The sequence below is a fragment of the Chryseobacterium sp. C2(2020) genome, from assembly GCF_014218915.1.
Lineage (GTDB): Bacteria > Bacteroidota > Bacteroidia > Flavobacteriales > Weeksellaceae > Chryseobacterium > Chryseobacterium mucoviscidosis.
Map to the genome: position 1 here is coordinate 13,003 of NZ_JACLCT010000023.1, position 22,912 is coordinate 35,914.

The 22,912-nt window shown below is 35.1% G+C and carries 20 protein-coding genes; 11 read left to right on the top strand and 9 right to left on the bottom strand.

Annotation, left to right across the window (positions count from 1 at the left end; genetic code table 11):
- Positions 1 to 15: 15 nt before the first annotated feature.
- Together H6W52_RS13575 and H6W52_RS13580 are read left to right on the top strand one after the other, a co-directional pair.
- Positions 16 to 594, top strand: a complete 579-nt coding sequence (locus H6W52_RS13575) for a YdeI/OmpD-associated family protein (protein ID WP_116098629.1) — start codon at positions 16 to 18, stop codon at positions 592 to 594.
- 321 nt (positions 595 to 915) lie between these two features.
- Positions 916 to 1,419 (top strand): hypothetical protein, encoded by a 504-nt coding sequence (locus H6W52_RS13580; RefSeq protein ID WP_116098628.1) that lies wholly within the window; start codon positions 916 to 918, stop codon positions 1,417 to 1,419.
- A gap of 43 nt (positions 1,420 to 1,462) precedes the next feature.
- On the opposite strand, the gene H6W52_RS13585 is transcribed toward H6W52_RS13580, so the two are convergent.
- On the bottom strand, positions 1,463 to 2,494 hold the full coding sequence (locus H6W52_RS13585; RefSeq protein WP_116098627.1) for a threonine aldolase family protein: 1,032 nt from the start codon (positions 2,492 to 2,494) through the stop codon (positions 1,463 to 1,465).
- 84 nt (positions 2,495 to 2,578) lie between these two features.
- Between H6W52_RS13585 and H6W52_RS13590 the strand changes: the two genes are divergently transcribed.
- Positions 2,579 to 3,232 (top strand): metal-dependent transcriptional regulator, encoded by a 654-nt coding sequence (locus H6W52_RS13590; RefSeq protein ID WP_076390190.1) that lies wholly within the window; start codon positions 2,579 to 2,581, stop codon positions 3,230 to 3,232.
- Between the two features lie 281 nt (positions 3,233 to 3,513).
- On the opposite strand, the gene H6W52_RS13595 is transcribed toward H6W52_RS13590, so the two are convergent.
- From H6W52_RS13595 to H6W52_RS13610, 4 genes are all read right to left on the bottom strand, one after another.
- Positions 3,514 to 4,692 (bottom strand): aminotransferase class V-fold PLP-dependent enzyme, encoded by a 1,179-nt coding sequence (locus H6W52_RS13595; protein ID WP_116098626.1) that lies wholly within the window; start codon positions 4,690 to 4,692, stop codon positions 3,514 to 3,516.
- Between the two features lie 142 nt (positions 4,693 to 4,834).
- On the bottom strand, positions 4,835 to 5,974 hold the full coding sequence (locus tag H6W52_RS13600; protein ID WP_116098625.1) for a hypothetical protein: 1,140 nt from the start codon (positions 5,972 to 5,974) through the stop codon (positions 4,835 to 4,837).
- A 10-nt stretch (positions 5,975 to 5,984) separates the two neighbouring features.
- Positions 5,985 to 6,899, bottom strand: coding sequence for a TssN family type VI secretion system protein (locus H6W52_RS13605; protein WP_116098624.1), 915 nt, complete (start codon positions 6,897 to 6,899; stop codon positions 5,985 to 5,987).
- A 56-nt stretch (positions 6,900 to 6,955) separates the two neighbouring features.
- The gene (locus tag H6W52_RS13610) at positions 6,956 to 7,972 is read right to left on the bottom strand and encodes a type VI secretion system baseplate subunit TssG (RefSeq protein ID WP_228457579.1); all 1,017 of its coding nucleotides are present in this window, start codon (positions 7,970 to 7,972) and stop codon (positions 6,956 to 6,958) included.
- Positions 7,973 to 8,183: 211 nt separating this feature from the next.
- Between H6W52_RS13610 and H6W52_RS13615 the strand changes: the two genes are divergently transcribed.
- The 8 genes from H6W52_RS13615 to H6W52_RS13650 all read left to right on the top strand — a co-directional run bounded on the left by H6W52_RS13615 (position 8,184) and on the right by H6W52_RS13650 (position 16,897).
- Positions 8,184 to 8,975 (top strand): S1/P1 nuclease, encoded by a 792-nt coding sequence (locus H6W52_RS13615; RefSeq protein WP_087710227.1) that lies wholly within the window; start codon positions 8,184 to 8,186, stop codon positions 8,973 to 8,975.
- Positions 8,976 to 9,630: 655 nt separating this feature from the next.
- The gene (locus tag H6W52_RS13620) at positions 9,631 to 10,497 is read left to right on the top strand and encodes an RNA polymerase sigma factor RpoD/SigA (protein ID WP_027385416.1); all 867 of its coding nucleotides are present in this window, start codon (positions 9,631 to 9,633) and stop codon (positions 10,495 to 10,497) included.
- A 64-nt stretch (positions 10,498 to 10,561) separates the two neighbouring features.
- Positions 10,562 to 10,765, top strand: coding sequence for a hypothetical protein (locus H6W52_RS13625; RefSeq protein ID WP_116099178.1), 204 nt, complete (start codon positions 10,562 to 10,564; stop codon positions 10,763 to 10,765).
- 358 nt (positions 10,766 to 11,123) lie between these two features.
- Positions 11,124 to 12,371, top strand: a complete 1,248-nt coding sequence (locus H6W52_RS13630) for a hypothetical protein (protein WP_116099177.1) — start codon at positions 11,124 to 11,126, stop codon at positions 12,369 to 12,371.
- Positions 12,372 to 12,879: 508 nt separating this feature from the next.
- Positions 12,880 to 14,103 (top strand): hypothetical protein, encoded by a 1,224-nt coding sequence (locus tag H6W52_RS13635; RefSeq protein ID WP_116099179.1) that lies wholly within the window; start codon positions 12,880 to 12,882, stop codon positions 14,101 to 14,103.
- Positions 14,103 to 14,897 (top strand): alpha-ketoglutarate-dependent dioxygenase AlkB, encoded by a 795-nt coding sequence (locus tag H6W52_RS13640; RefSeq protein ID WP_116099176.1) that lies wholly within the window; start codon positions 14,103 to 14,105, stop codon positions 14,895 to 14,897. Before H6W52_RS13635 ends, H6W52_RS13640 begins: the two co-directional genes overlap by 1 nt.
- Before the next feature lie 273 nt (positions 14,898 to 15,170).
- A complete protein-coding gene (locus tag H6W52_RS13645) occupies positions 15,171 to 15,779 on the top strand; it encodes a hypothetical protein (RefSeq protein WP_116099175.1) in 609 nt (202 codons plus the stop codon).
- Positions 15,779 to 16,897 carry an FAD-dependent monooxygenase gene (locus tag H6W52_RS13650; RefSeq protein ID WP_116099174.1) on the top strand — a complete coding sequence of 373 codons (1,119 nt, stop codon included), beginning with the start codon at positions 15,779 to 15,781 and terminating at the stop codon, positions 16,895 to 16,897. The genes H6W52_RS13645 and H6W52_RS13650 overlap by 1 nt, the downstream gene beginning before the upstream one ends.
- Before the next feature lie 345 nt (positions 16,898 to 17,242).
- Here the strand turns inward: H6W52_RS13650 and H6W52_RS13655 are convergent, their stop codons facing one another.
- From H6W52_RS13655 to H6W52_RS13670, 4 genes are all read right to left on the bottom strand, one after another.
- Entirely contained in the window at positions 17,243 to 19,489 is a 2,247-nt protein-coding gene (locus H6W52_RS13655) for a TonB-dependent receptor plug domain-containing protein (protein ID WP_076390179.1), read from the bottom strand.
- A 235-nt stretch (positions 19,490 to 19,724) separates the two neighbouring features.
- Entirely contained in the window at positions 19,725 to 20,534 is an 810-nt protein-coding gene (kdsA, locus tag H6W52_RS13660) for a 3-deoxy-8-phosphooctulonate synthase (RefSeq protein ID WP_087710243.1), read from the bottom strand.
- Positions 20,535 to 20,761: 227 nt separating this feature from the next.
- A complete protein-coding gene (locus H6W52_RS13665) occupies positions 20,762 to 21,286 on the bottom strand; it encodes a DUF1697 domain-containing protein (RefSeq protein ID WP_116099173.1) in 525 nt (174 codons plus the stop codon).
- Between the two features lie 112 nt (positions 21,287 to 21,398).
- The gene (locus H6W52_RS13670) at positions 21,399 to 22,886 is read right to left on the bottom strand and encodes a hypothetical protein (RefSeq protein WP_116099172.1); all 1,488 of its coding nucleotides are present in this window, start codon (positions 22,884 to 22,886) and stop codon (positions 21,399 to 21,401) included.
- Positions 22,887 to 22,912: the final 26 nt, after the last annotated feature.

A 22,912-nucleotide genomic window follows, 5' to 3' on the forward strand; every position in this document is an offset into this window, starting at 1 on the left:
GTAAATGAAAATATTATGAATCCAAAAGTTGATTTCTTTTTTAATAAAACCGGACAATGGCAGACAGAATTTGAAAAATTAAGAACAATTGCATTGAAAACTGAGCTTACAGAAGATTTAAAATGGGGCTGTCCGTGTTATACATACGAAGGGAAAAATATATTCCTGATTCATGGTTTTAAAGAATATTGCGCACTCCTCTTTTTCAAAGGTGCTTTGATGAAGGATCCTGAAAATATTTTGATTCAACAGACTGAAAATGTTCAGGCTGCAAGACAGGTTCGTTTCACAAATCTACAACAGATCATTGATTTAGAGCATGTTTTAAATGATTATATATTCGAAGCGGTGGAAATTGAAGAATCCGGAGTGAAGGTTGAAATGAAAAAAACGAATGAATTCAAAATACCTGAAGAATTTGCTCAAAAACTAAATGAAAATCCGGAGCTTCAGAGAGCTTTTGAAGCATTAACTCCGGGAAGACAACGGGCATATCTACTCTATTTTTCCTCAGCGAAACAGTCAAAAACCAGAATATCCAGAATTGAAAAATATATCCCTGAAATTCTTAACGGAAAAGGTTTAAATGATTAGTTTATATTTCAACAAACTGTATTCAGAATTAACCGCAAAAGGGACAAAAGATCATGTTAAAGCGAATTTCCAGAATAATCAAAGTACTCAAAAGAATAAAAATCAAAGATTTTTAAAAACTATGGTGAGCTTTTACATTTATAATGATCAGCTTAAATAAAAATTTAGTAGATCTTTTGTGACTTTTGCGGTTAAATAAAAGTTTAAACAGACTTTTTATACAAAATTTAACAATAAATCATTATCTTAACAAAATTCAATTGTCATCATAAATTAGTATTTTAGTAAGATCGAAAAAATTTGACTATAAATAATAAGGTTATGAAAAAATTACTTTTATTAAGCACACTATCGGTTGTATTGTTTAACTGCAACAAAAAGCCGGAAGCTCCGGCTGCTAATGAAGTTTCTGCGGATACCGCTGCGACAACAGAAAAGATTACGGATACACTGGGTGCAAAATCATACTGTTACATGGGAGTTACCGGAAAAGATACCGTTTTTGTAAGCATTGACGATAATCTGGGAACCATCACCGGAAAAATGGCAACCAAAAACAGCGAAAAAGACAGTAATGAAGGAACTTTAAGCGGCATCAAATCGGGAGATACGCTTAAACTGACGTATGAATTTGCTTCTGAAGGGACTTCAGGAAATAAAAATGACATCTATTTTATACAGACCAAAGACGGCTTAATGGAAGGAATCGGCGAACGTGATGCTGAAACCGGAACAAAATATGCCAACGAGAAAAAGATAAAATATGAAGGCGGAAGAAACCTTAAAACCGCTGATTGCAGTACGGTTACAAAGGCTCTACAATAAAAGACAGTAAAATATAAATGCAACCAAAATCGGTTGTATTTTTTTATAATTCTTTGTTAATAATTTCAATAAAACTGTTTACGGCTTCATCATTTGTATTCCAGGAAGTGATGAGTCGGACAGCAGAAAAATGTTCATCGATTTTCTTCCAGACATAAAATTCAAACTTTTCGGATAGTTTTTCAATTAAATCATGGCTCAGAATCGGGAAAATCTGATTGGTGTACGTGTCTGATAAAAACTGTACTCCCCTTTCTTTCATCGCATTTTTCATCTTCATCGCCTGCGAATTGGCGTGTTTTGCCAGATCAAAGTACAGATCATTTTTCATCAGTTCCAGAAACTGAATTCCCAAAAGTCTTCCTTTGGCAAGTAATGCTCCTTTCTGTTTGATATTAAAGGCAAAATCCTGTTGCAGCTCCTTGTTATTGATTACGATGGCTTCCCCGATTAAAGCTCCGTTTTTGGTTCCTCCGAGATAAAAAACGTCAGTCAGTTCTGCCACTTTTTCCAGCGTAAGATCACTGATTTCGGAGGTTAAACCATGTCCCATTCTTGCGCCATCCATGAACAGATAAAGACTTTTTTCTTTACAGAATGTAGAAAGTTCTTCCAATTCTTTTAAGGTATAAATCGTTCCCAACTCTGTAGAATTCGATATATAAACCATCTTTGGCATTACCTGATGCGGAACGTTTCTATGATTCTCAAGAACCGGAATAATGTCTTCCGGAGTTAATTTTCCGTCTGCTTTTTCAATGCTCAGAATTTTATGTCCCGTTGCTTCAATCGCTCCGGTCTCATTGTTAAGAATATGTCCTGTTGATGCAGAAACTGCACATTGATAAGGTCTTAAAACCGAAGAAATAACGATAAGATTTGCCTGCGTTCCGCCCGAAACAAAATAGATTTCAGAATCCTGACCAGCAATTTTTTCTTTTATCATTGCTTTTGCTTCTAAAGAATACAGGTCTTCTCCGTAACCGGCTTGCTGATCGAGATTATGCTCTGTAAGAGCTTTTAAAATATTGGGATGACAACCTTCTGAATAGTCGTTTTTGAATGAAAATTTCATAGAGTAAAATTAAAAAAGTTCGCCGAAAGTGCCTAATTTATTCATAATATTTTGTTAGATTTGTACAGAATATCATCTAACATTTTGAAAAATACATTAACAGAAGAGAATTATCTGAAAGCTTTGTTTCATCTGGTAGACCATGAGGGAAAAGTGACGATTAACGAACTGAGCAAATTTCTGAACGTAAAAATGCCAAGCGTTAACAACATGATGAAGAAATTTGCAGACAAAAGCTGGGTAATTTACGAAACTTACAAACCTTTGATTGTCACAGATAAAGGTCGTCGTGAAGCTTCTTTGGTCGTAAGAAAACACCGCCTTACAGAAATGTTTCTGGTGAAAAAAATGAATTTTGGCTGGGAAAATGTTCATGAGATCGCAGAACAACTGGAACACGTCCACTCTGCTGTTTTCTTTGACAAAATGGATGAAATTCTGGATTATCCGAAATTCGATCCTCACGGAGAACCCATTCCCGATAAAGATGGAAATATTATTGCGCAGGATCTGCAAAAGCTAAGCAACTGCGAAGTTGGCGAAACGGTTGTGTTTGCATCGGTTACACTTTCGGATGATGCTTTTTTAAATTACCTTACGGAAAGAAATTTACTCCTGAATAAAAAAATCAAAATTATTAAAATTGAAAGTTTTGATAGATCCGTAACCATCGAAATCGAAGGAAAACAGGAAGTTTTAAGCAAAAAAGCGACGGAAAAAATACTGGTGAAGAAATAATTTTTTAGCCTTAAATATATGCTTCAACAGGCTCACTCATATTAAACTTGTTTAAACTAAATTCAGAATAAACCGCAAAAGAGACAAAAGACTTTATTTAAAGTATTTCAAAAGTCTGCAAAGAAAAAAAATCTTTGATTTTTAAACTTATGTGCTCTTTCTTTCCATTTAAGTATTAAGCTTAAACAACTAAAGTGTTTAAATCTTTTGTTGTAAAAAAGTTTAAACAAGTTTATTAATTATTTTAAGCAATGTCCTAAACTTGTCGAAGCGGATAAATATTATTTTAAACTATTCTTCAGCATTTCAGAAACCCTTTCAATCTCATCCTGAGTATTGAAATAATGAGGTGATAATCTCACGATTCCGTTGATTTTTTTATTTGTAAAATCAATTAACGCTGAATTCTTATACGTTACCGAGAAAAAAACATTATTTTCTTTCAAAACCTTCTGAATATTTTCCAGATCTCCATCCGGACCGGAAAATGTAACAATGCTGCTCAGATGATTTCCCCAATCCCAAACTTTAAAGCCGCTGTCTTTGAGTCTGTTTCGTAATTTTTCAGATAAAATCTTATTGTATTCTGCAATGGTATCCAATCCGATATGGTTGGCATATTGTATGGCGTGTTTAACTCCTAATAAAGAAGCATAGGAAATTTCCCAATGCTCAAATCTTTTGGCTGTTTTAAACAATTCATAATCATTGTATTCCGTCCAATCCGCTCCTCTCATATCCAACAGCAAAGGTGCGTAATTCTGTTCCAAAACTTTATCCGAAACATACAAAAACCCTGTTCCTCTCGGTCCGCGCAAAAATTTCCTTCCTGTTGCCGTCAGAAAATCGCAGCCTATTTTGTTTACATCAACCATCATTTGACCGACAGACTGACAGGCATCAACCAAATACAAAATATTATATCTTTTACAGATTTTGCCAACTCCTTCAACATTCTGAATCAGTCCGGAATTTGTCGGAATATGCGTAACGGCAACCAGTTTCGGGGTATATTTTCTGATCAGATTTTCGAGATCTTCCAGATCAAGCTCATTGTCCGGAAGATTTCTGGTTCTGATGATTTTGATATTTATTTTTTTCTGAAGCGAAATAAAGGTGATCTGATTGGAAATATAATCATCAACCGTTGTGATAATGACATCATTTTCTTTAAAAACAATACTTGATAATGCTTTTGCAAATGCTTCAGTCGCACTTGTTGCAAAGGCGATATTGGAAGGTTTACAGTTAATCAGTTTTGCAGTTTCATCATAAAATTCTTCTAATAATTCAGCATTTCTGTTGGCAACTTCATATCCTCCGAATTGTTCTTCCTGCTTTAAATAATCAATCATTGAATCCACGACGATTGAAGGCATTAATGAAGATCCTGCGTTATTCATGAAAATTTTTCCGTCCGAAAGACCTCTTATATCTTCTCTTATTTTAGCGACATTCATTTTTTATTACTGTTTAATTCTGACGAAAGAATAATCATTTTCAATAATTTGATTTCCAAAGAAATTTAACGTCTAACAATTTTACACAAAAAATCCCGAATTTATCGTATCGGGATTTGTATTTTTTAAATATGTTTTGACATTAATCCAAAACGCTCCACCCTCTTTTCGGGTTATTATTGTTGGACACTTCCTGCTCGTTAACAATAATATTTTCTTTTCTCTGACCAATATAATCCAGTTCACTCAGTTTGGCAAAGATTGTTTCGAGACTTCGCAGCATCTGCTGAATATAAAGGAACGGTTCTCCGCAATTATGATGATCGTAATTGGTTTCAGCAACTATTGATAGCTGATTAAGTAAAGTATGAGGGGCAATTTCACTCCATTCCAGACTGTAATTCAGCATTTCTTCCAATTCCGCAGGAACCAGAACCTGTGTTGCATTGTACAGTCGGAGTGCAAGTTTTGCAAAAGATTCAATTAAAAATACAGGCGGCTGATAAGGCGTAATATTTCTGAACTGAAAATACATATCTCCGAAAGTATCGATCATGGTATTGCACAGGAATTTTACATTTTGTGCCAATGCCGTGTTCTGATTTTTATGAGAAGCTTTCTGAATAATTTTAAAAGCATACTGCTGTAAATTCCCAATGGATTTTGCAAAATTGTTGTAATAGCCAAGCAACGCAGGATGACTCTGAATCGATGTGCAGGGCGGAATAAAATTGGAATCCACCTGCGCAATATTTCCTTTTAAATCTACTTTTCCGATGATCAGATAATTTCCTCCCGAATAACTGCTGTTCAGAGATGTTACGGGAAGCAATTCGATATGGTGATTCGATTGTGCATTCGGATGACGGGGCGGAATTTCTTCAGGATCAATATCTCCGAAAGGAACTTTATCAAAAGGGTTCACCGAAATCAGGATGTAATATTCTCCGTCTGTCTGTTCCTCATGCATGGATTTTGCCAGAGATTTTACGCTCACTCTCCTGTCGTTCAGTTCAATTCTGTAACCCGCCATCGTAACTGCGCTGCAATGTTTGATAACCAACTGAACATCATTGGTTGCGGTATTATGAACATCAAAAATAGTCCGGTCGGTAAAGTTGTTCGAGATCGGTAAAAGTCCGTAATTATAGGTCGTGATTCCCAAAGAATTGGAATCTCGGATGGTATCGATTAAAAAATTGTCCTGATCATTAAGATGTCTCTGGGAAACCTTCATCCCGTCAACCCAGTTAATGGCAAAATGCTTTATAGGCTGTATCATATTCAATATTTTAGATGGTGTTTTGCTGTGGTTTTCTTACGCCTTCCTCTTCATGCTGGATCACTCTTTTGCAGATCACGACGTCGTTTTCAGAAATTCTGTTTTCTGTAATATCCTGATCGAAATCGATGTATTTTCTGAAGCTGAAGAACGATTTTTTGGTATAAAAGATCCAGTAATAGGATTCTCTGGTTTCATCCGTAAGATGAATAACAGAATTTGGGTTTTTGTGGTTATAATCGTCCACAACTCTGTAAAACCAGTCTCCGAAAGTAATTCCGGTAGGTAAAGTTTTTGCTTTGATTCTGAATCTGTTGGAATCCTCAAGATTTTTGCTTAATTCTACATTCAAAACCATTAATCTGTCGAAATCCGCTCCTTCAAAATCCGGAAGTTTCTGTTCCGGAGAATACCTCCAGGTTTTATAAATATCCACCGGAATGCTGATTAACTGGACATAACAGTAATGAAAAACAAGAGGAACAATAAATATGAAAATACTTGTTGCTGCCATAACCGGATAACCGGTTCCGCGACTCATCCAGCCGAAAATCAGGTAAAAAAGATACCCTCCGAATCCGATGCACGTTAAAGAAAGAATCGATTCAAACAAAATACTTTTTGTGGTAGAAGTGAAATGTTTTTTGAAATACCGGTCTGATAAATTAACATGAATAATTCCTAAAATAAGGTAAATGATCTGGGCAATTAAATACCAGTAAGGATTGAATAAATTTCCTGCAAACCCGAAAATACCCGGAATTGCAAGGCATAAACTGCACAGCAGAACATAGATGATAATGGTTTTGATCTTAATTGCGGGTTTGTTTTTTCTGATGATTCCTAAAATAACCATCATAATAACCGCAAATAAAGGCATAAGAATATACCTTAAAAAGATTCCTTTTACTGAAGAAATTTCCATTTGTCTTTTTTCGAATTAATATTTTTCTTGGTGATTGTAAATATAGTTAAAAAAATTCACAGAAAGGTAGAGTAACCGAGCCGGTTTGCATTTCTATCATCATCTTCCAGTGCAAAAGAATAATCCTTTTTTTCTGTGATAAAATTTTCTTTCATATCCACACTTACAGGCAGAAAATAATCGTACATCGCCTGCAAAACTTTCCGGAACGGACTTCCGTCTATATATTTTTTCATTTCGGTGTAAGGAATTGGTCCAATGTTTATTACCCAGTTTCTCTGTCCGTCCATATGTTTTCCGCTCGGAATATAGGTAACTCCCAATCTGGAATTTCCCAGCAGCATAGAATCGTCTTCCTCTTCCACTCCGTCAATAACATTCGGGGCAAAAGTTACTTTTACAGGAGTCTGTAAAAATGCAGTCATACAACGTTCAAACCATGATTTATTTCCTCTGATCTGATGAAAGAAAGGTAAAATATAAATAAAAATACAGGCATTTTTCTTGTCTAACTGATTAATCAAAGGCCAAAGCTCACTTACGGTTTCCAGAAGAGTATCTGTGTCGCTGGAAATGTCAAAGTCAAATTCTTTCAGTAAAGCACTGATCTCCGTAAAAAATATTTCCAGCTCAAAAGGTTTGAAAAACTTTCGGGCATCCTCTTCCACTCTTTTCTGTTTGCGGATTTCGCGGACAACGGTGTCTACATTCTTTCGGGAAGCACCTAAAGAAGGCGGATGAAAAAGTCCTTCGGGAAGATAATCGTAAATTCCTTCTCTGTAGGTTTCTATGGTAAAAACTTCTTCGTCAAAACCCAGATAATCGCTCGAAATACTTTTAATATCCTTTAAATAAGCACGGTCATTAATCCCGATCCTGTCGATAAAAATATTGCTTACCGCTCTGTGGTATTTTAAAAGGTTAACGGCTACAGCTTCCGCTTTGAAGTCGGTCTGCAGCTTATTGTATTGCATGTCTACAATATTATTCTCATACATGGTTTTTCCTGTGATTTGGCTTGTAAAAATAGTATATCTCGAATTATTGAAAAAATATTCTTCCACTAAATTCATACTAAATATACTAAATTTTCAGAATTTAAAAGAATAATATGAATCTTAAATGCGAAATTTATGAAAATTAGAACATCTAAACAGGCTTTAAAAATTCGAAATAATATTGGATTATGTTTAAGATTACGTTAATTTTTAAAATCCTTATCCTCAAGCTTAATTTGAACCTTAAATTAACCGTATCTTTGCCCCCTGAAAATGTTATTTTACAATGAAAAGTATTTATTCTAAAATGCTGGTTTTAGCATTCATCGCATCTTCGCTTTATTCTTATGCGTGGGGATTAACGGGACACAGAATTATTGCAGAGATCGCAGAAAATCACCTTTCCGGAAAGGCAAAAAGAGAGATCAGAAAAATGATGGGGAGAGAACGTCTTGCGTACTGGGCAAACTGGCCGGATTTCATTAAATCTGATACTACAGGAGTCTGGAAGGAAACTTCAGCATGGCATTATGTAAACATCGATCCGCAGACGGATTTTAAAGTGTTTGAAGAAAAACTGAAAGCTCAGGCGGGACCAAGTCTTTACACACAGATCAAAACATTATCCAGCCAGATCAAAGACGAAAAAACGTCTGAGAAAGACAGAAAAATCGCTTTAATTTTCCTGATCCACATGATGGGAGATCTTTCGCAGCCTTTACACGTAGGAAGAGCAGAAGATTTGGGAGGAAACAAAATTAATGTGACATATTTCGGAGAAAAATCCAACTTACACTCTGTCTGGGACGGGAAATTAGTAGATTCTCAGAAATACAGCTACACAGAATATGCAAAATTATTAGATATCAAATCTGATGATGAAGTAAAGCAGATCCAGACCGGAACTTTAGAAGACTGGCTGTACGATTCTCACAAAATTGCCAACAGAATCTACGCACAGACACCGAATGATTCTAAATTGTCTTACGATTATCAGTATAAATTTAACGATACAATGGAAAGACAGCTTTTGTATGGAGGTCTGAGACTGGCAAAACTGTTGAATGACCTTTTTTAAAGTGAATTTGTCAATGGTGAATTTTAAAATTAATTTATTTTCACCTTTAAATAATAGAGCGGAACTTCGGTTTCGCTTTTTTTATTTTAAATAATCTGAGTTCGGGATAAGTCTTCTTAAACGCAAGATTAAACAAATAGATTCAATTATCAGGAATTCAGCTTTTAAGATATACAAAGGCGTAAAACTTCTCAAAGTAATACCATTTTTGTCTTTTTTAAATAAACGAAGTGGCTTTGTTTAGCTTACAAACTTTCAATAAATAAAAAAATCTTTTGTTTTTCTTTGCGATAAATCAATAGGATACTGTAAATCAATTATTCAAATTTATCTCTCATCCCGAACTGAGTTTAAATAACAAACATTCATAATATTTGTCATGCTGAAAACATCTAAAAAAGTATATTGAAAAATTTGTTTCTTGGTAAGCTTTGAGCATACATTTCGAGTGCGAAAAACCTTTATGCAAAAAGTTTTTAAAATTTATTCAACCTCTAAAAGCCCTAAAATCGCTGTTCTGTGAAGTGAGAGCTATAATTTACAACTATTTTTTCAAACTGAGTTTAAATAAATGAAAATATTTTGTAACCCGTGTAACCTTTTTACTGTTTCATACGTATAATATAGTAGAAACTCTTTTTTGAGGATAAAATAGATGAGACAATTAAAAATCACTAAGCAGGTAACCAACAGGGAAACTGCTTCATTAGACAAGTATTTGCAGGAAATTGGTAAGGTAGAACTAATTACTGCGGACGAAGAGGTAGATTTGGCACAGAGAATCCGTGCAGGCGACAGAGCAGCACTGGAAAAATTAATTAAAGCCAACCTTCGTTTCGTAGTATCCGTTTCTAAACAGTATCAAAATCAAGGTCTTTCTTTACCCGATTTGATTAATGAAGGTAACTTAGGACTGATGAAGGCGGCAAAAAGGTATGATGAAACTAGAGGTTTCAAATTCATCTCTTACGCGGTTTGGTGGATTCGTCAGTCGATCTTACAGGCTTTGGCAGAACAGTCGAGAATTGTAAGATTGCCGTTAAACAAGATCGGTTCCATCAATAAAATCAACAAAGCTTACGCTCACCTTGAGCAGGAAAACGAAAGACCACCTTCTCCGGAAGAATTGGCGGAAGTTCTTGACATGAGCGAGGAAGATATCAAAGAATCGATGAAAAACTCCGGAAGACACCTGTCGATGGATGCACCTTTGGTAGAAGGTGAAGATTCTAATCTTTATGACGTATTGCGTTCAGGAGAATCTCCAAGTCCGGATAAAGATTTGATGCTTGAATCTCTTCAAATTGAGATCGAAAGAGCATTGAATACTTTAACTCCGAGAGAGGCTGATTTGGTAAGATTATACTTCGGACTGAACGGAAAACATCCGATGACTTTAGAAGAAATCGGGGAAACTTTCGACCTTACAAGAGAGAGAGTTCGTCAGATCAAAGAAAAAGCGATTAAGAGATTGAAGCACAACACCAGAAGTAAGATCTTAAAATCTTATTTAGGGAAGTAATTTTTAACGAAACAATACGACGCGGAGCTTGATTTTCAGGTTCCGCTTTTTTATTTTTACTGAAATGAATGAATCACAATTTTTTATCGGAGGATTTATCCTGATTTTTATTTTCGGGAATATATTCGTTTACTTCTTAAATAAAAATAAACAGAAACGGTTTTATGATTTCATCAGAGACAGAGAATATACTTTAGTTCGAAATGTGGAAACCGAGATAGAAGGCTATTCAAAATTAGGCGCAAAAAATAAGTTACAGAAAAGGTGATATTGTTTTTCTGAATGACGAAATTTTCATCCTTACAATCAATAAACCAATCATTCAGCTTACTAAAAGTTATGAGGATTTTCCAGGTGTGTTCTATAAATATTCTTACGATACAAAACAAAAAGTAAAAGAACGACTTGAAATAAGGAATTCTAATGGAAGCATTAAAGTAAATCTTAACCTTAAAAATAAAGATTTTGACTTAGAGAATTATATTAACGGTCAAAATATTTATAATAATTGACCACTCATAAAACATAAATTTAATACATAATTAATCCGTACGAAATCCGGATAAAAAAAGAATCTGATAGTTTCGCAATCAATTTAAAACTTAAAAAACATTATTAAATTGATTATGATTCAAAGAAAACTTTTTGGGTGGATGCTTTTGTTTGCCATAACGAGCATTGGATGTACAGATAATGACATCGCTTCAACTTTAAAAGAAGAAAACTTATCTTCAAAAGCAGATCTTGGTAAAGCTGCCGCAGACGTAAGCGTAAATGCTTACACCGATACAAGCGCATACATCAATTCCGGTTTCAGCTTTCTAAATCCTTCACAGATTGATAAAAACCGTCAGGCAATCGGCGGAAGTGCTTATACCGAAGTCTACGGATTTAATATTCCTGAAGAAAACAGAGTGAGAGGAATCCGCTGGAATACCGATGATGAAACAACTTCGCTTTGGAGACCGCAGGGAATTTCAGGATTTACAAAAGACGGAGTCCGTTATCTTTTGGTGAGTTGGTACGCGAAAGATGAAGCTGAATTTAAAGGTTCCCGAATTACCCTGATTGACATCAGTCCGAGTTCCAGTACATATCTTACTTACCGTCATATTCTTTTGGTTCAGCCCGATATTCCGGCAGGTACAACAGGCTATTCACAATATGGTTCTTACGCTCCGTTGAATGTTCATGCAGGCGGAATTGCCTATTTTAAAGGTAAAATCTATCTCAGCAGTACAAATTTAGGCGTCCGTGTTTTCGATCTGAATAAAATTATTGAAGTAAGTACAGGCGACACAACCAATGATAAATGCGGTAAAGATTCTAACGGAAACCTGTTCGCTTTCAATTACAGGTACATATTGCCACAGACAGGATATCAGAAAATCAACAATGCGAATCCTTTCTCTACGATTCAGGTAAATGATGAAGGAACGCAGTTCTGGACAGGACAATATTATTCAGGCAGCGCGGATGCTTCCATTGTCCCAAAAGTATTTGGTTTTCAGGTTGATACGAACGGAAGACTTCAGAATACAGGAATTGTAACCGTGACACCTAAAAACAGTCTTTTTACAGATAATCATGCGCATGGAATTCAGGGTGTTTTCAGAAAAGGCAACAGAACGTGGCTTTCCTGTACCGGATCTCCAAGCAATTCTTACGGATCAAACGCGAGATTAGCGCGTTATACCGATGGTGCAGATGATACGGTACGTTTCAGATGGCCTTACGGAGCGGAATCTCTTTACTATGAGTCTCAATATAATTACCTGTGGAGTTTAACCGAATATGAACCGAATGCAGGAGCACAAAACGGAAGTCAGGTAAACCGATGCATTTTTGCGGTTGATTTTTCCAAATACGAATAGTACAATTTGAATTTGAAATTTAAAAAACAGATAAAGACCGTCATTGCGATGGTCTTTTTTTATTCTAAAATTTGGATTTTATCTGCGATAAAATTAGCATCAATCTTTATGATTTTCTTGCGCCTTAAAGATGCGTCTGCTTAAACTTTTTATTTAGGCACAAAAGATGACTAAACTTTTATTTAAAGTTGATCATTATAAATGAAAAAGTTCAAAATAGTTTTTAAAAATCTTTGATTTTTATTCTTTTGAGTGCTTTGAATATTCTGGAAATTCCTTTTAACATTATCTTTTGTGCCTTTTGTGGTTAATTCTGAAATTAGTTTAAACAGTTTGATTTGAGATTAATAAAAACCTGTTTCTCTGCATTTTACAACAAGAATATTTTATTTTTAAGCCTCTTTAGCTTTAAAAAACTGAGTGAAAATCAATGTATTTATTCCTTAAAGGCTTTAAGATTTTGAAAACATTTAAAATTTTAGCTATCTTCACTTTTCAATTGAGAAACATGAATAACCATTCAGAAGAAAACAAAATATCAAAAAACAAAAATGTTCTTGTTGTTTTAAATAACAGTCAGAAAATCAATGCAGAACTTCAGTACATCATCGATCATTTCTGCGGAACCGTAGTTCATGAGCTTAGTCCGGAACTTGATCATCAAAAAATATACATCTGCGGAAATTTGGAAATTATTCAGAAAGACCATCATTTCCTGCATATCATTAAAGAATTTTCGGTGAATTTTGAAAATATCAGCGAAGAAAAATCAAAGGTTATTCAAATTGGAGAAGTTCCGGTTATTGTAAGCAATTCGGGGGTGTATTTCCGAAGAATTTTTCATGAGGAGAATATATTTGAAAAAGTAAAATCTGAACATCATTTTCAGGAACTTACAGAATCCAATAAAGAAGCGAAAGCCCTGAGAAAAGGCATTTATCTGAGTAAAGTGACTCATGAAGCTGATGAAAAAGGGGAAGAAATACTGCATTTTAATTTGTTGAGATGTTCCAGTAATCTGACAGGACCGACAGATAATTTCAGAGAAACCGACCGGAAAATTATTGCTCTTCTTAACGAATGTGCAAAAGAAACTTTTGAATATGAAACCGATCTGAATCACGCTTTGGTACAGATTTACGAGAACAAAAAGAAAACTTCCGACGCTGAAAAGGAAGTGAAGGCTAAAATTAAAGCCCACTCCGACAAAACGAAAGATATGCCGAAAGAAGGACTGATCGCATTCTGTACTTTCTACGACGATTCCAATTCCGAACATTTAAAACCATCGGAAACAGATAGATTTGATGTGTGTTATAAGCAAACGAGCGCATTAACAAGACTCCATTTCAGGCTTAAGAAAACGGTTGAGGATGAATCTCTGGAAAAAGAATTTACGGTTACTTTATACCCGGATTCTGCTTTTATTATTCCACTGTCTACCAATAGATTATATACGCATGAAATCCGCCCTTCTGTTTTGGGAGTCGATCAGATTCCGATAAGAATGGGATATGTGGTTCGTTGTTCGAATCTTGAGGCGATGTACAGAGACAATCAGACCTACATCAAAGAAAGCGGTAATTATGTTAAATTGGAAAGCATGACTCCCGAAATGCAGGCGGAACTTCGCAATTCTTATTACGAAGAGAACATGACGGAGAATAAGGTGAACTATAAAACAACCCATTTCAGCATGAATCTTGGCGACTATGAAAAACCAATCCTGTAATGAACAACTCCGGATTTTATAAAATAAGGCTTCCTGAAAAGCAAAATACATTTGAAAATCTCCTGAATTCTGCGGATTTTGAAGCAACAGGAAAAGGCAGGCTCGGAAATCATCTCGTGAAAGAAGAAAACGGAACTTTTGGTGTCGTAAGAACAACAACAAGATACCAGATTCCGGCGAATCTCTTTTCTGAGGTTCATCATTCCGTTGTTGAACAAATGAATCAAGCTATTTCAGCCGAAAAAACAGATGTGCCTGAACAGCATTTCAACAATGCATTGATTGAAGTGTATGATTCTTCGTACTCGAAAATGGGATTTCATTCCGATCAGGCTTTGGATCTGGAAGATCATTCATTTATTGCTTTGTTTTCATGCTATGAAAATCCAGATCAATTAAAAGAAAATCAGCTCAGAAAGCTTGTTATAAAAGACAAAATCACGGAAGAAGAATCTGAAATTATACTGGATCATCATTCTGTTGTACTATTTTCTGTAGATACGAATAAAAAGTTTCAGCATAAAATTGTTCTGAATTCTAATCCTAATTCCAAAGATTTTACGGATAACAGATGGTTGGGAATGACGTTCAGGACTTCCAAAACTTTTATCAGATTTAAGGACAACCAACCGTATTTTTCAACCGGAGAATTATTTATTTTATCCGATGAAGAAAAGGAAAAAGAGTTTTTCCGGCTGAGAGGTGAAGAAAACCGTTCTCTGGATTTTGTCTATCCTGATCTGTTTTTCACGATAAGTCCGGCAGATCTTTTAATTCCTGAAATCAAAAATTAAATAACTTCAGTTCGGATAAAAAATAACTTTAAACAATTGATTTATAACACTATAATGATTTATCGCAAAGAAAAACAAAAGATTTTTTTACTTATTGAAAGTTTGTAGCTAAACAAAGGCACTTCGTTTATTTAAAAAAGACAAAATAGTATTACTTTAATAAGTTTTACGCCATTGTATATCTTAAAAGCTGAATTCTTAATAATTGAATATATTTGTTTAGCATTTCGTTTAAGAAGACTTATCCGAACTCATATTAAATATATACACAACATGAAAAAATTATTTTTTACTTCTACCCTGCTTTTAGCCCTGTTTTCCTGTAATGAAAGCAGATCCGAAAATAAACCTTTGGTTGAAAATGCCGTGGATAATGCCGAATCTTCCGCTTCAGGCTCCATAACAAAAGGAACAAGACTTTCTTCCCGTGAAGATGATATGGTTCATCAGATTTATGATGAACTGCTTAAAAACGATAAAAATCTTCAGGCTCTTGATGAAAAAGTAAGTATGATCGACAGCAAAACAGACGATGCTACTCTTGAATATGATGACGTCATTAGCAAATCTGAAACCTATTACAGCAATGCGGAGTCTTTGGCTAAATCTGTAAGCGATTCAATATCACGAAAAGAAATTGAAACAGAAATTAAGAGAAGTGAAGAGCAATATAATCTCAAAGTGAAGAAAATAAAAGATCTGATTGAAGAAATTACAAAAAACCGTGAAAGAATTCACGATACGTATACAATTTTCAAAATCAGAAAAACCCTTCCTGAAATTGAAAAATATCAGAATGCACACCCTTTAAAAACAGACAGTCTGGAGAATTTTATCAGTAAACAGAATCAACTGTTGAGCGAATTGAAAAATTTAAAATAATGAACGAAATATCCATCATCGGAGGCGGAATCGGCGGTTTAACATTAGGAAATATCCTGAAACAACAAAACATTGATTTTACCCTGTATGAATCGGCAGCGGAAATAAAACCTGTCGGTTCCGGAATTATGATGGCAATCAACGCGATGCAGATTTTCGATAAGTTAGGCTTAAAAGAAAAAATTGAACAGGCAGGAAACAAAATTCACGGCATTTCGATAACGGATGAAAAGCTGAAACTTATTTCCAAAACCAATGTTCTGGAATTGGAGAAGAAATACAATTCATGCAATGTAGCCATTCACAGAGCCGATCTGCAAAAGATTTTGGCGGAAAATATGGGCTATAAATATATTCAATTGAATCATGTGCTGAACAAAATTGAGAAGAAAGAAAATTATATTTTGAATTTTGAAAACGGAACTGAAACTGAAAGCAAAATCGTTTTTGGAGCAGACGGAATTCATTCAAAAGTAAGAAACCAGATTTTCGGAACGGGAACCATCAGAAATACACAGCAATTGTGTTGGCGCGGTTTGGCAGAATTTGATCTTCCTGAAAATTTTCATCATAAAGCCATTGAAGCATGGGGAAAAGGAAAACGTTTCGGTTTTGTAAGAATGACCGACCGAAAAATATACTGGTACGCTGTTATTAATAAAAACATTCATCAGAATGAAAATAATTTAGCTGAAAATTTTTACGGGTTTCATCCTCTGGTTCTTGAAATTATTGAGAAAACATTTCAGGAAAATATCATTTTTAACGAAATTATCGACCTCACTCCTATTCCTAAATGGCACACGAATCATCTTTGTCTGATCGGTGATGCAGCACACGCAACAACGCCGAATCTCGGACAGGGAGCCTGTCAGTCGATTGAAGACGCTTATATTATCGGAAAGCTGTTGGAAAACCATCAGAATTTTAATGAAGTTTTTGAAAATTTTCAGAAAGTCAGGAGAAAAAAAGTAGATTATGTAGTTGATACAAGCTGGAAAATCGGACAGGTTTCACAATGGGAAAGAGGAACTTTTGTAAGGAATTTCATGTTCAGACTGGTTCCTGAAAGCTTTAATCAAAAACTGGTTGAGAAAACAATTCGACTGGAAATGTAGTTTCCCAGACATTTTGATTATCTGTCTGTTTGCTTTTTTAACGCGAAGAACACAAAGATTTTCTTTTAAAAACTTACCGGATATTTTTAAATTCACTAAGGCGTTTGACTTAACTAGTCATTCCTTAAAAATGTGTTTTTTGACTTTGAAAATTATACTTGGCTAAAAAGATTCGGAGAACAAGTCCGAGCCAAAGAAGAATTTAAGCAGACAACAGGATGGCAAGAATCTTTTTCATTGAGACAAAGTTAAAAATATGAAGACAATCTTCGTTATAAAATTCTTTAAAGATGTTATAAAATTCAGGAAATAAAAAAACTCCCGAAAAATTTCAGGAGTCTGTATTTATTTTATTCTAAATTCAAGTTTTACATTGAAGAAACGTCCTGTTAAACGTACAGGAACCGGATACATCAGATTGGTATTCGCATCGGTAATCCACTGATTGGAAACGGTATTTCTGATGTTAAAGGCATTGAAAACCTGAACGCCCAAAGTTAGTTCATCAAAATTTCCCCAAAAACCATATGCCTGATTTTTTTCTTTCGGATCGATGAAGGCATACGAAAGTCCTAAATCTACCCTTTTATAAGATGGCAATGTTTTTTGATAGGAATATCCTGCAAGATAATCGATTTTTCTGTTTTCATCCAAAACAATCGGCGATCCTGTAGGTAATCCCATTGCGTAAGTTAAAGTAAGATTGACGCGCATTTTCGGGAATCTCGGCATATAATCCTGATAGAACATCGCAAATCTTAACCTTTGATCGGTTGGTCTCGGAATGTCTCCTCTCCCATCAATATTTTCATACACTCGGGCATAACTTGCCGATAACCAGGAATCCACTCCGGGAACAAATTCTCCGAACAATCTGGTATCAATTCCGTATGCGTATCCTGAAGCATTATTTTTTCCGGAATAACGAATTCTCACGTTGTCCATGAAATACGGAATCAGATCATTCATTTTCTTGTAGTACAATTCCGTGGTCAGTTTAAACGGTCTGTCATACATCTGGAATTCGTAATCGTTCGCCAGAATTGCCTGAATAGATCTCTGTGATTTTATATTTGAATTAAAATTCCCGTCTAAGTCTTTGATTTCCTTATAAAAAGGAGCCTGATAATAGATACCTCCGGAAAGCCTGAACAACATATCGGTATCCCAATCCGGCTTGATCGCAAACTGAGCTCTCGGAGAGAAAATGGTTTCGTTATTGAAACTCCAGTGCGATACTCTTGCTCCCGCGTTTACAAACACTTTATTGCTTCCCCAGAAAAATTTCTGAGAATACTGCGCGTAAGCAGACATTCTTGTCGGCTGAATATCATTTTTCCCTGCAATGCTGTAATATAATTTTAAATCCGGCGGATTTCTGGGATCTAAAAGTGCGGAAATCGGCGTGCTGTAACCTGCAGAATCTACCAGCTTCCATTCGTTGGTAAGATCTTTCAGGTTTTCTTTTTCATATTTGAAGCCGACTTCAATATCTGTATTTACGTTAGGCGAAAAACGGGTTCTGAACTGTGTTCCGTAAGTTTTTACATATAAATCATTTCGTGCATGCTCTATTTGTCCGCCAGTATCGTATGAAGTAACGGGTTCTCCCGTGATCGGATCAAAAGTCTGTAAAACATAAGCCGAAGCGATGGTGTAATATTCTCTTTCACGGTTTTGGTAGGCAAAAGCGTCTAAAGTAAATCTCCATTTATCGGATGGCTTATAATTCAGGGAGAATGTTCCCATCATATTTTTATACTTATCGTCTTCACGGCCACCGTAATTTACTGTTAAATTAATCGGCTGCTGCAAAGATCCGAAGTCTACACTTCTTGCTTTCGGAATCATTTCGTAATCATTCTTGGAATAATATCCGATGAATGAAGCCGTAAATTTCGGACTGAAATGATAATTCAGATACGTCTGAAAATCCATGTATTTCGGATTGAAGTCTGTATCTTCTTTCAGGGTATTAAGAACAAGGTTTGTATTTCTGTATCTTCCTGAAAATAAGGCAGTAAATTTTCTGTTTCCTTCTTTGTCTTTTCCGACAGCAAAACCGGTGGATAATCTTCCTCCGATTAAACTTCCTTCTCCGGAAACTTCAAATTTTTCAGGTTCACGGTAATAGATATTTAAAGCAGACGACATTTTATCACCGTATCTCGGCTCAAAACCTCCGGCTGAGAAATTAACGGTGGAAACCATATCGGGATTGATGATGCTTAACCCTTCCTGCTGAGAATTTCTGATGAGGAATGGCCTGTAAATTTCGATATCATTAATATAGATCAGGTTTTCGTCATAGTTTCCGCCACGAACCATATATTGTGAAGAAAGCTCCGTATTTGAGTTTACGGAAGGTAAAGTCTTAAGGATCCCTTCGATCCCACCGGAAATACTCGCCACATTCTGAGCATCTTTTGCCGAAATTTTTACGGCGGTGATATCATTGGTTTTTCCTGTTACTTTTTTCTGGAAAACTACTTCTTCAATAGTTGCGGTCTTCATTGTATCCTTCTTTTTCTTTACCTGAGAGAATACTAATGCAGGAACCATAAGGCTCAATGGTAAAACTAGTTTTTTCAAAAGAAATGCTTTAAAATTTCAAACGTGAATATATAAATTTTATTTTAACTTATTTAAACTTTATTTAACATTTCTTATCTGAAGTTTTTTGAAGATTTGTATCCGTTTCTGTGCGTGAAATACAGACTGAAATCCTAGCCCCGATTGTAATGAAAATCCTTTTTTGCAAAAAAAGATTGTAATGGAAAGCGGGAAAGAGCTTCAAATAAAAAATAAAAGTTTTAACAGAATTTAATTATAAAATTGCTTCCCGAACTCTGGTTAGTTTTTGCAGTAAATCTTCCAGAAGATCCAGTCTCAACATATTGGCTCCGTCGGACAAAGCGGTTTCGGGAGTGGGATGCGTTTCGATGAAAATTCCGTCTGCGCCGACTGCGATTCCTGCTTTTGCGATGGTCTCGATAAGATCCGGTCTTCCTCCTGTAACTCCTGAACTTTGATTAGGCTGTTGCAGAGAATGGGTAACATCCAGAATGACAGGTGCATAGTTTCTCATGGTTGGAATTCCTCTGTAATCTACCACCAAATCTGTGTAACCAAAGGTATTTCCTCTTTCAATGATCGCCACTTTCTGATTGTCTGAGTCTGTAATTTTTTCAACGGCAAATTTCATGGATTCCGGAGAGAGAAACTGTCCTTTTTTTAAGGTGACACATTTTCCTGTTTGTGCTGCGGCAACCAAAAGGTCTGTCTGGCGAACCAAAAACGCAGGAATCTGCAACACATCTACATATTGCGCCGCCAAAGCTGCGTGTTCGTTTTCGTGAATATCTGTTGTTGTGGGGATATTGAATGTTTCTCCTACTTTTTTAAGGATTTCCAGAGATTTTTCTTCTCCGATTGTGGTAAAAGAGTCTACTCTGCTTCGGTTGGCTTTTTTAAAGCTTCCTTTAAAAATGTAGGGAATATTATATTTATTGGTTAATTCCACCACTTTTTCTGCAATTTTCAGTGCCATGTCTTCGCCTTCGATGATGCAGGGACCGGCAATTAGGAAAAAGTTTCTGGAATCTTTGTGGTGGATATTATCTAAATACTGAATCATTTTATTTTTTGATTAAAAACTTCAGTAAAAATAGGGAGAAAGTTCGGAAATCCGAAATTATTTGGAGGGTTTAACGGACTATGACTACAATAGTTTTGGTCTTTTGGAATTTTTACAATAATTATTTTTTTATTCCCGCAGATTTGGCGGATTATGCAGATTTTTTTGAAACTATTTTATAATTAAATTTTCTGCGTAATCCGCCAAATCTGCGAGAGAATTTTAAATTAAAATTTCTTTAAAATCTTCTCAAAAGTATTGATATTTCTGCTTGTAAACTGGTCTTTCATGCTTTTTTTACCTAAAATTTTCCCGAAAGCAGAATCCAGTGTATTTCCCTTCGGAACCTGCCAGTAAAAAATATGGTTTACGATTTCTGCGGCTTCATTCTCCGTTTTTAAAGCGTTTTCAAATTCCTTCATTAAACTATTTTCGACACCGTTATTACCTATAAAAGTATATGTGTGAAAATCATCGTTTTTTTCAAAAGGATTTCCGTTCCAGAATTGTTCTGTTTCTTCCTGAGATTTGATGAACAGATAAGCTTCGTAAGAGAAATGTTCTGACATTGCTTTCTCAAGGATTTTCTTTAATTCGTCGGCTTTTTTATCGGAGGAAAAAACAATATTTCCTGATGCTAAAATTGAAATAACGTCATTCATTCCTGCATTATTGAAAACCTGACAGACTTCCGCCATTTTCATATTGGTTCCTTTTACGTTGACGCCACGCAGAAATGCACAGTATTTCATAGTTTTAGTTGTTTTAGTGTATTAGAGCTTGAGGGTTTTGGAGTTGATGAGTCTTTACAATAAACTTTAAACTTCCTGCATCCTTACTTCTATCTTCCAGCAAAATCTAAAATTAATCAATTCTTTCGTATAAATTATAATCCGTTCCGGAAGGTTTTAAAATATAAATCTTTTCTAAAATCTTATTATCACTTTTCAGATGATCCTTTACACGGAATTCTTTAATCAGTTTATAATGAATTTTCAGATACTCAGCATTTTTAGATTTAAACAGGTCATCGTAAGAAAGAAGATATTTGGGCTTTCTGTTTTTCACGGTATTGATCCAGAAATTCGGCTTGTCTTTTTTAATTTCTTCCTGTACTTTTTTATCCACCAATCCAACTTCATCAATCGCCTTTAATCCTGAAAAATAAGGAACATAACCGGCAGGTTCAAGAAAAATCCATTGGTTTTTATCTTTTTCATATTGGTTTAAAAATGTTCCGATTGTTCTTCTGTAATTCCATTCTCCGTTTCCTGTAGCAATTGAATGCACCGTCTGAAAAGCCAGCATTGGAATGATATAAATGACGATTAATAATGACAGCCAAAGATTTCTTTTTACTTTTTGCTCCAAAATAAAAATTACAACTGGAACGAAAAGTAAAATCTGCGGAACCCAGTAATACCAGTCGAAAAGACTTTTTTGGGAAAGAAAAATAAGCTGTTTCGTCCATCCGAAAATGAAGATTATCCATAAGAAAATGTTTCTTCTGTCCTTTTGTCTTACCAAATAAATGAAGCATAGCAATTCGAAAATAAGCAGTAAAACAGTCAGTGGATTGAAGTCTCCGGGAAGTTTCAGCATTCCCCAGAAGTTTCCGAAGTTCAGCCAGAAATATTCTGCATTCTGTTGGAATGTAAAGTTTTTATCGTATGCCAGTTTTTTAGCAATAATGGTATTGTTAACCAACTCTCCAAAGTAAAACCAGTTGAAAGCCAAGACCACTGAAATTCCTAAAATACCGCCTAAAATATAGCTCCATCTTATTTTTTTATTCCACAAAAGATCGATTAAAAATACAATTCCTAAAAATATAATTGTATCAATTCTTGTGAACAAAATAAGGATCGGCAAAACAATGAAAGCCCATTTTTTTCCTTTATGAAAGCCATAATACAGCAATGCCATTTCCAGTAAGAAAAGAATTCCGTATTCCATTCCGAGGATGGAAATTTTGATTGCCGGAGGTAAAATTCCTATTAAAAAGATAAAGATGGCTTTATGCCATACATTTTTTAAAACCAGATACGAAAGCAATAAACTTCCGATGGTAAAAAGGATTGAGTTAAAAACAAGAAGCGGTTCTATGAAATTGTCTTTTCCGAAAATTAAATTAAACAGATACGAAACAAAAACATAAAGATGCGTTGTAGAAGCAGATATCTTCGTATCGCCGTTGAAGCCGATCACTCCGTAATCCAGAAGATTCTGTGCAACTCTCCACGTAATGAAAGCGTCTTCCTGAATATAATTTGTAAGTAAAAATAAAAGTTTAAAAACGACTGTAAAAATTACAGCATACACCGGGATTTTGTTATTTCTCGTCTCTACCATTGTGCTTCTTTGATATCGCAAATATA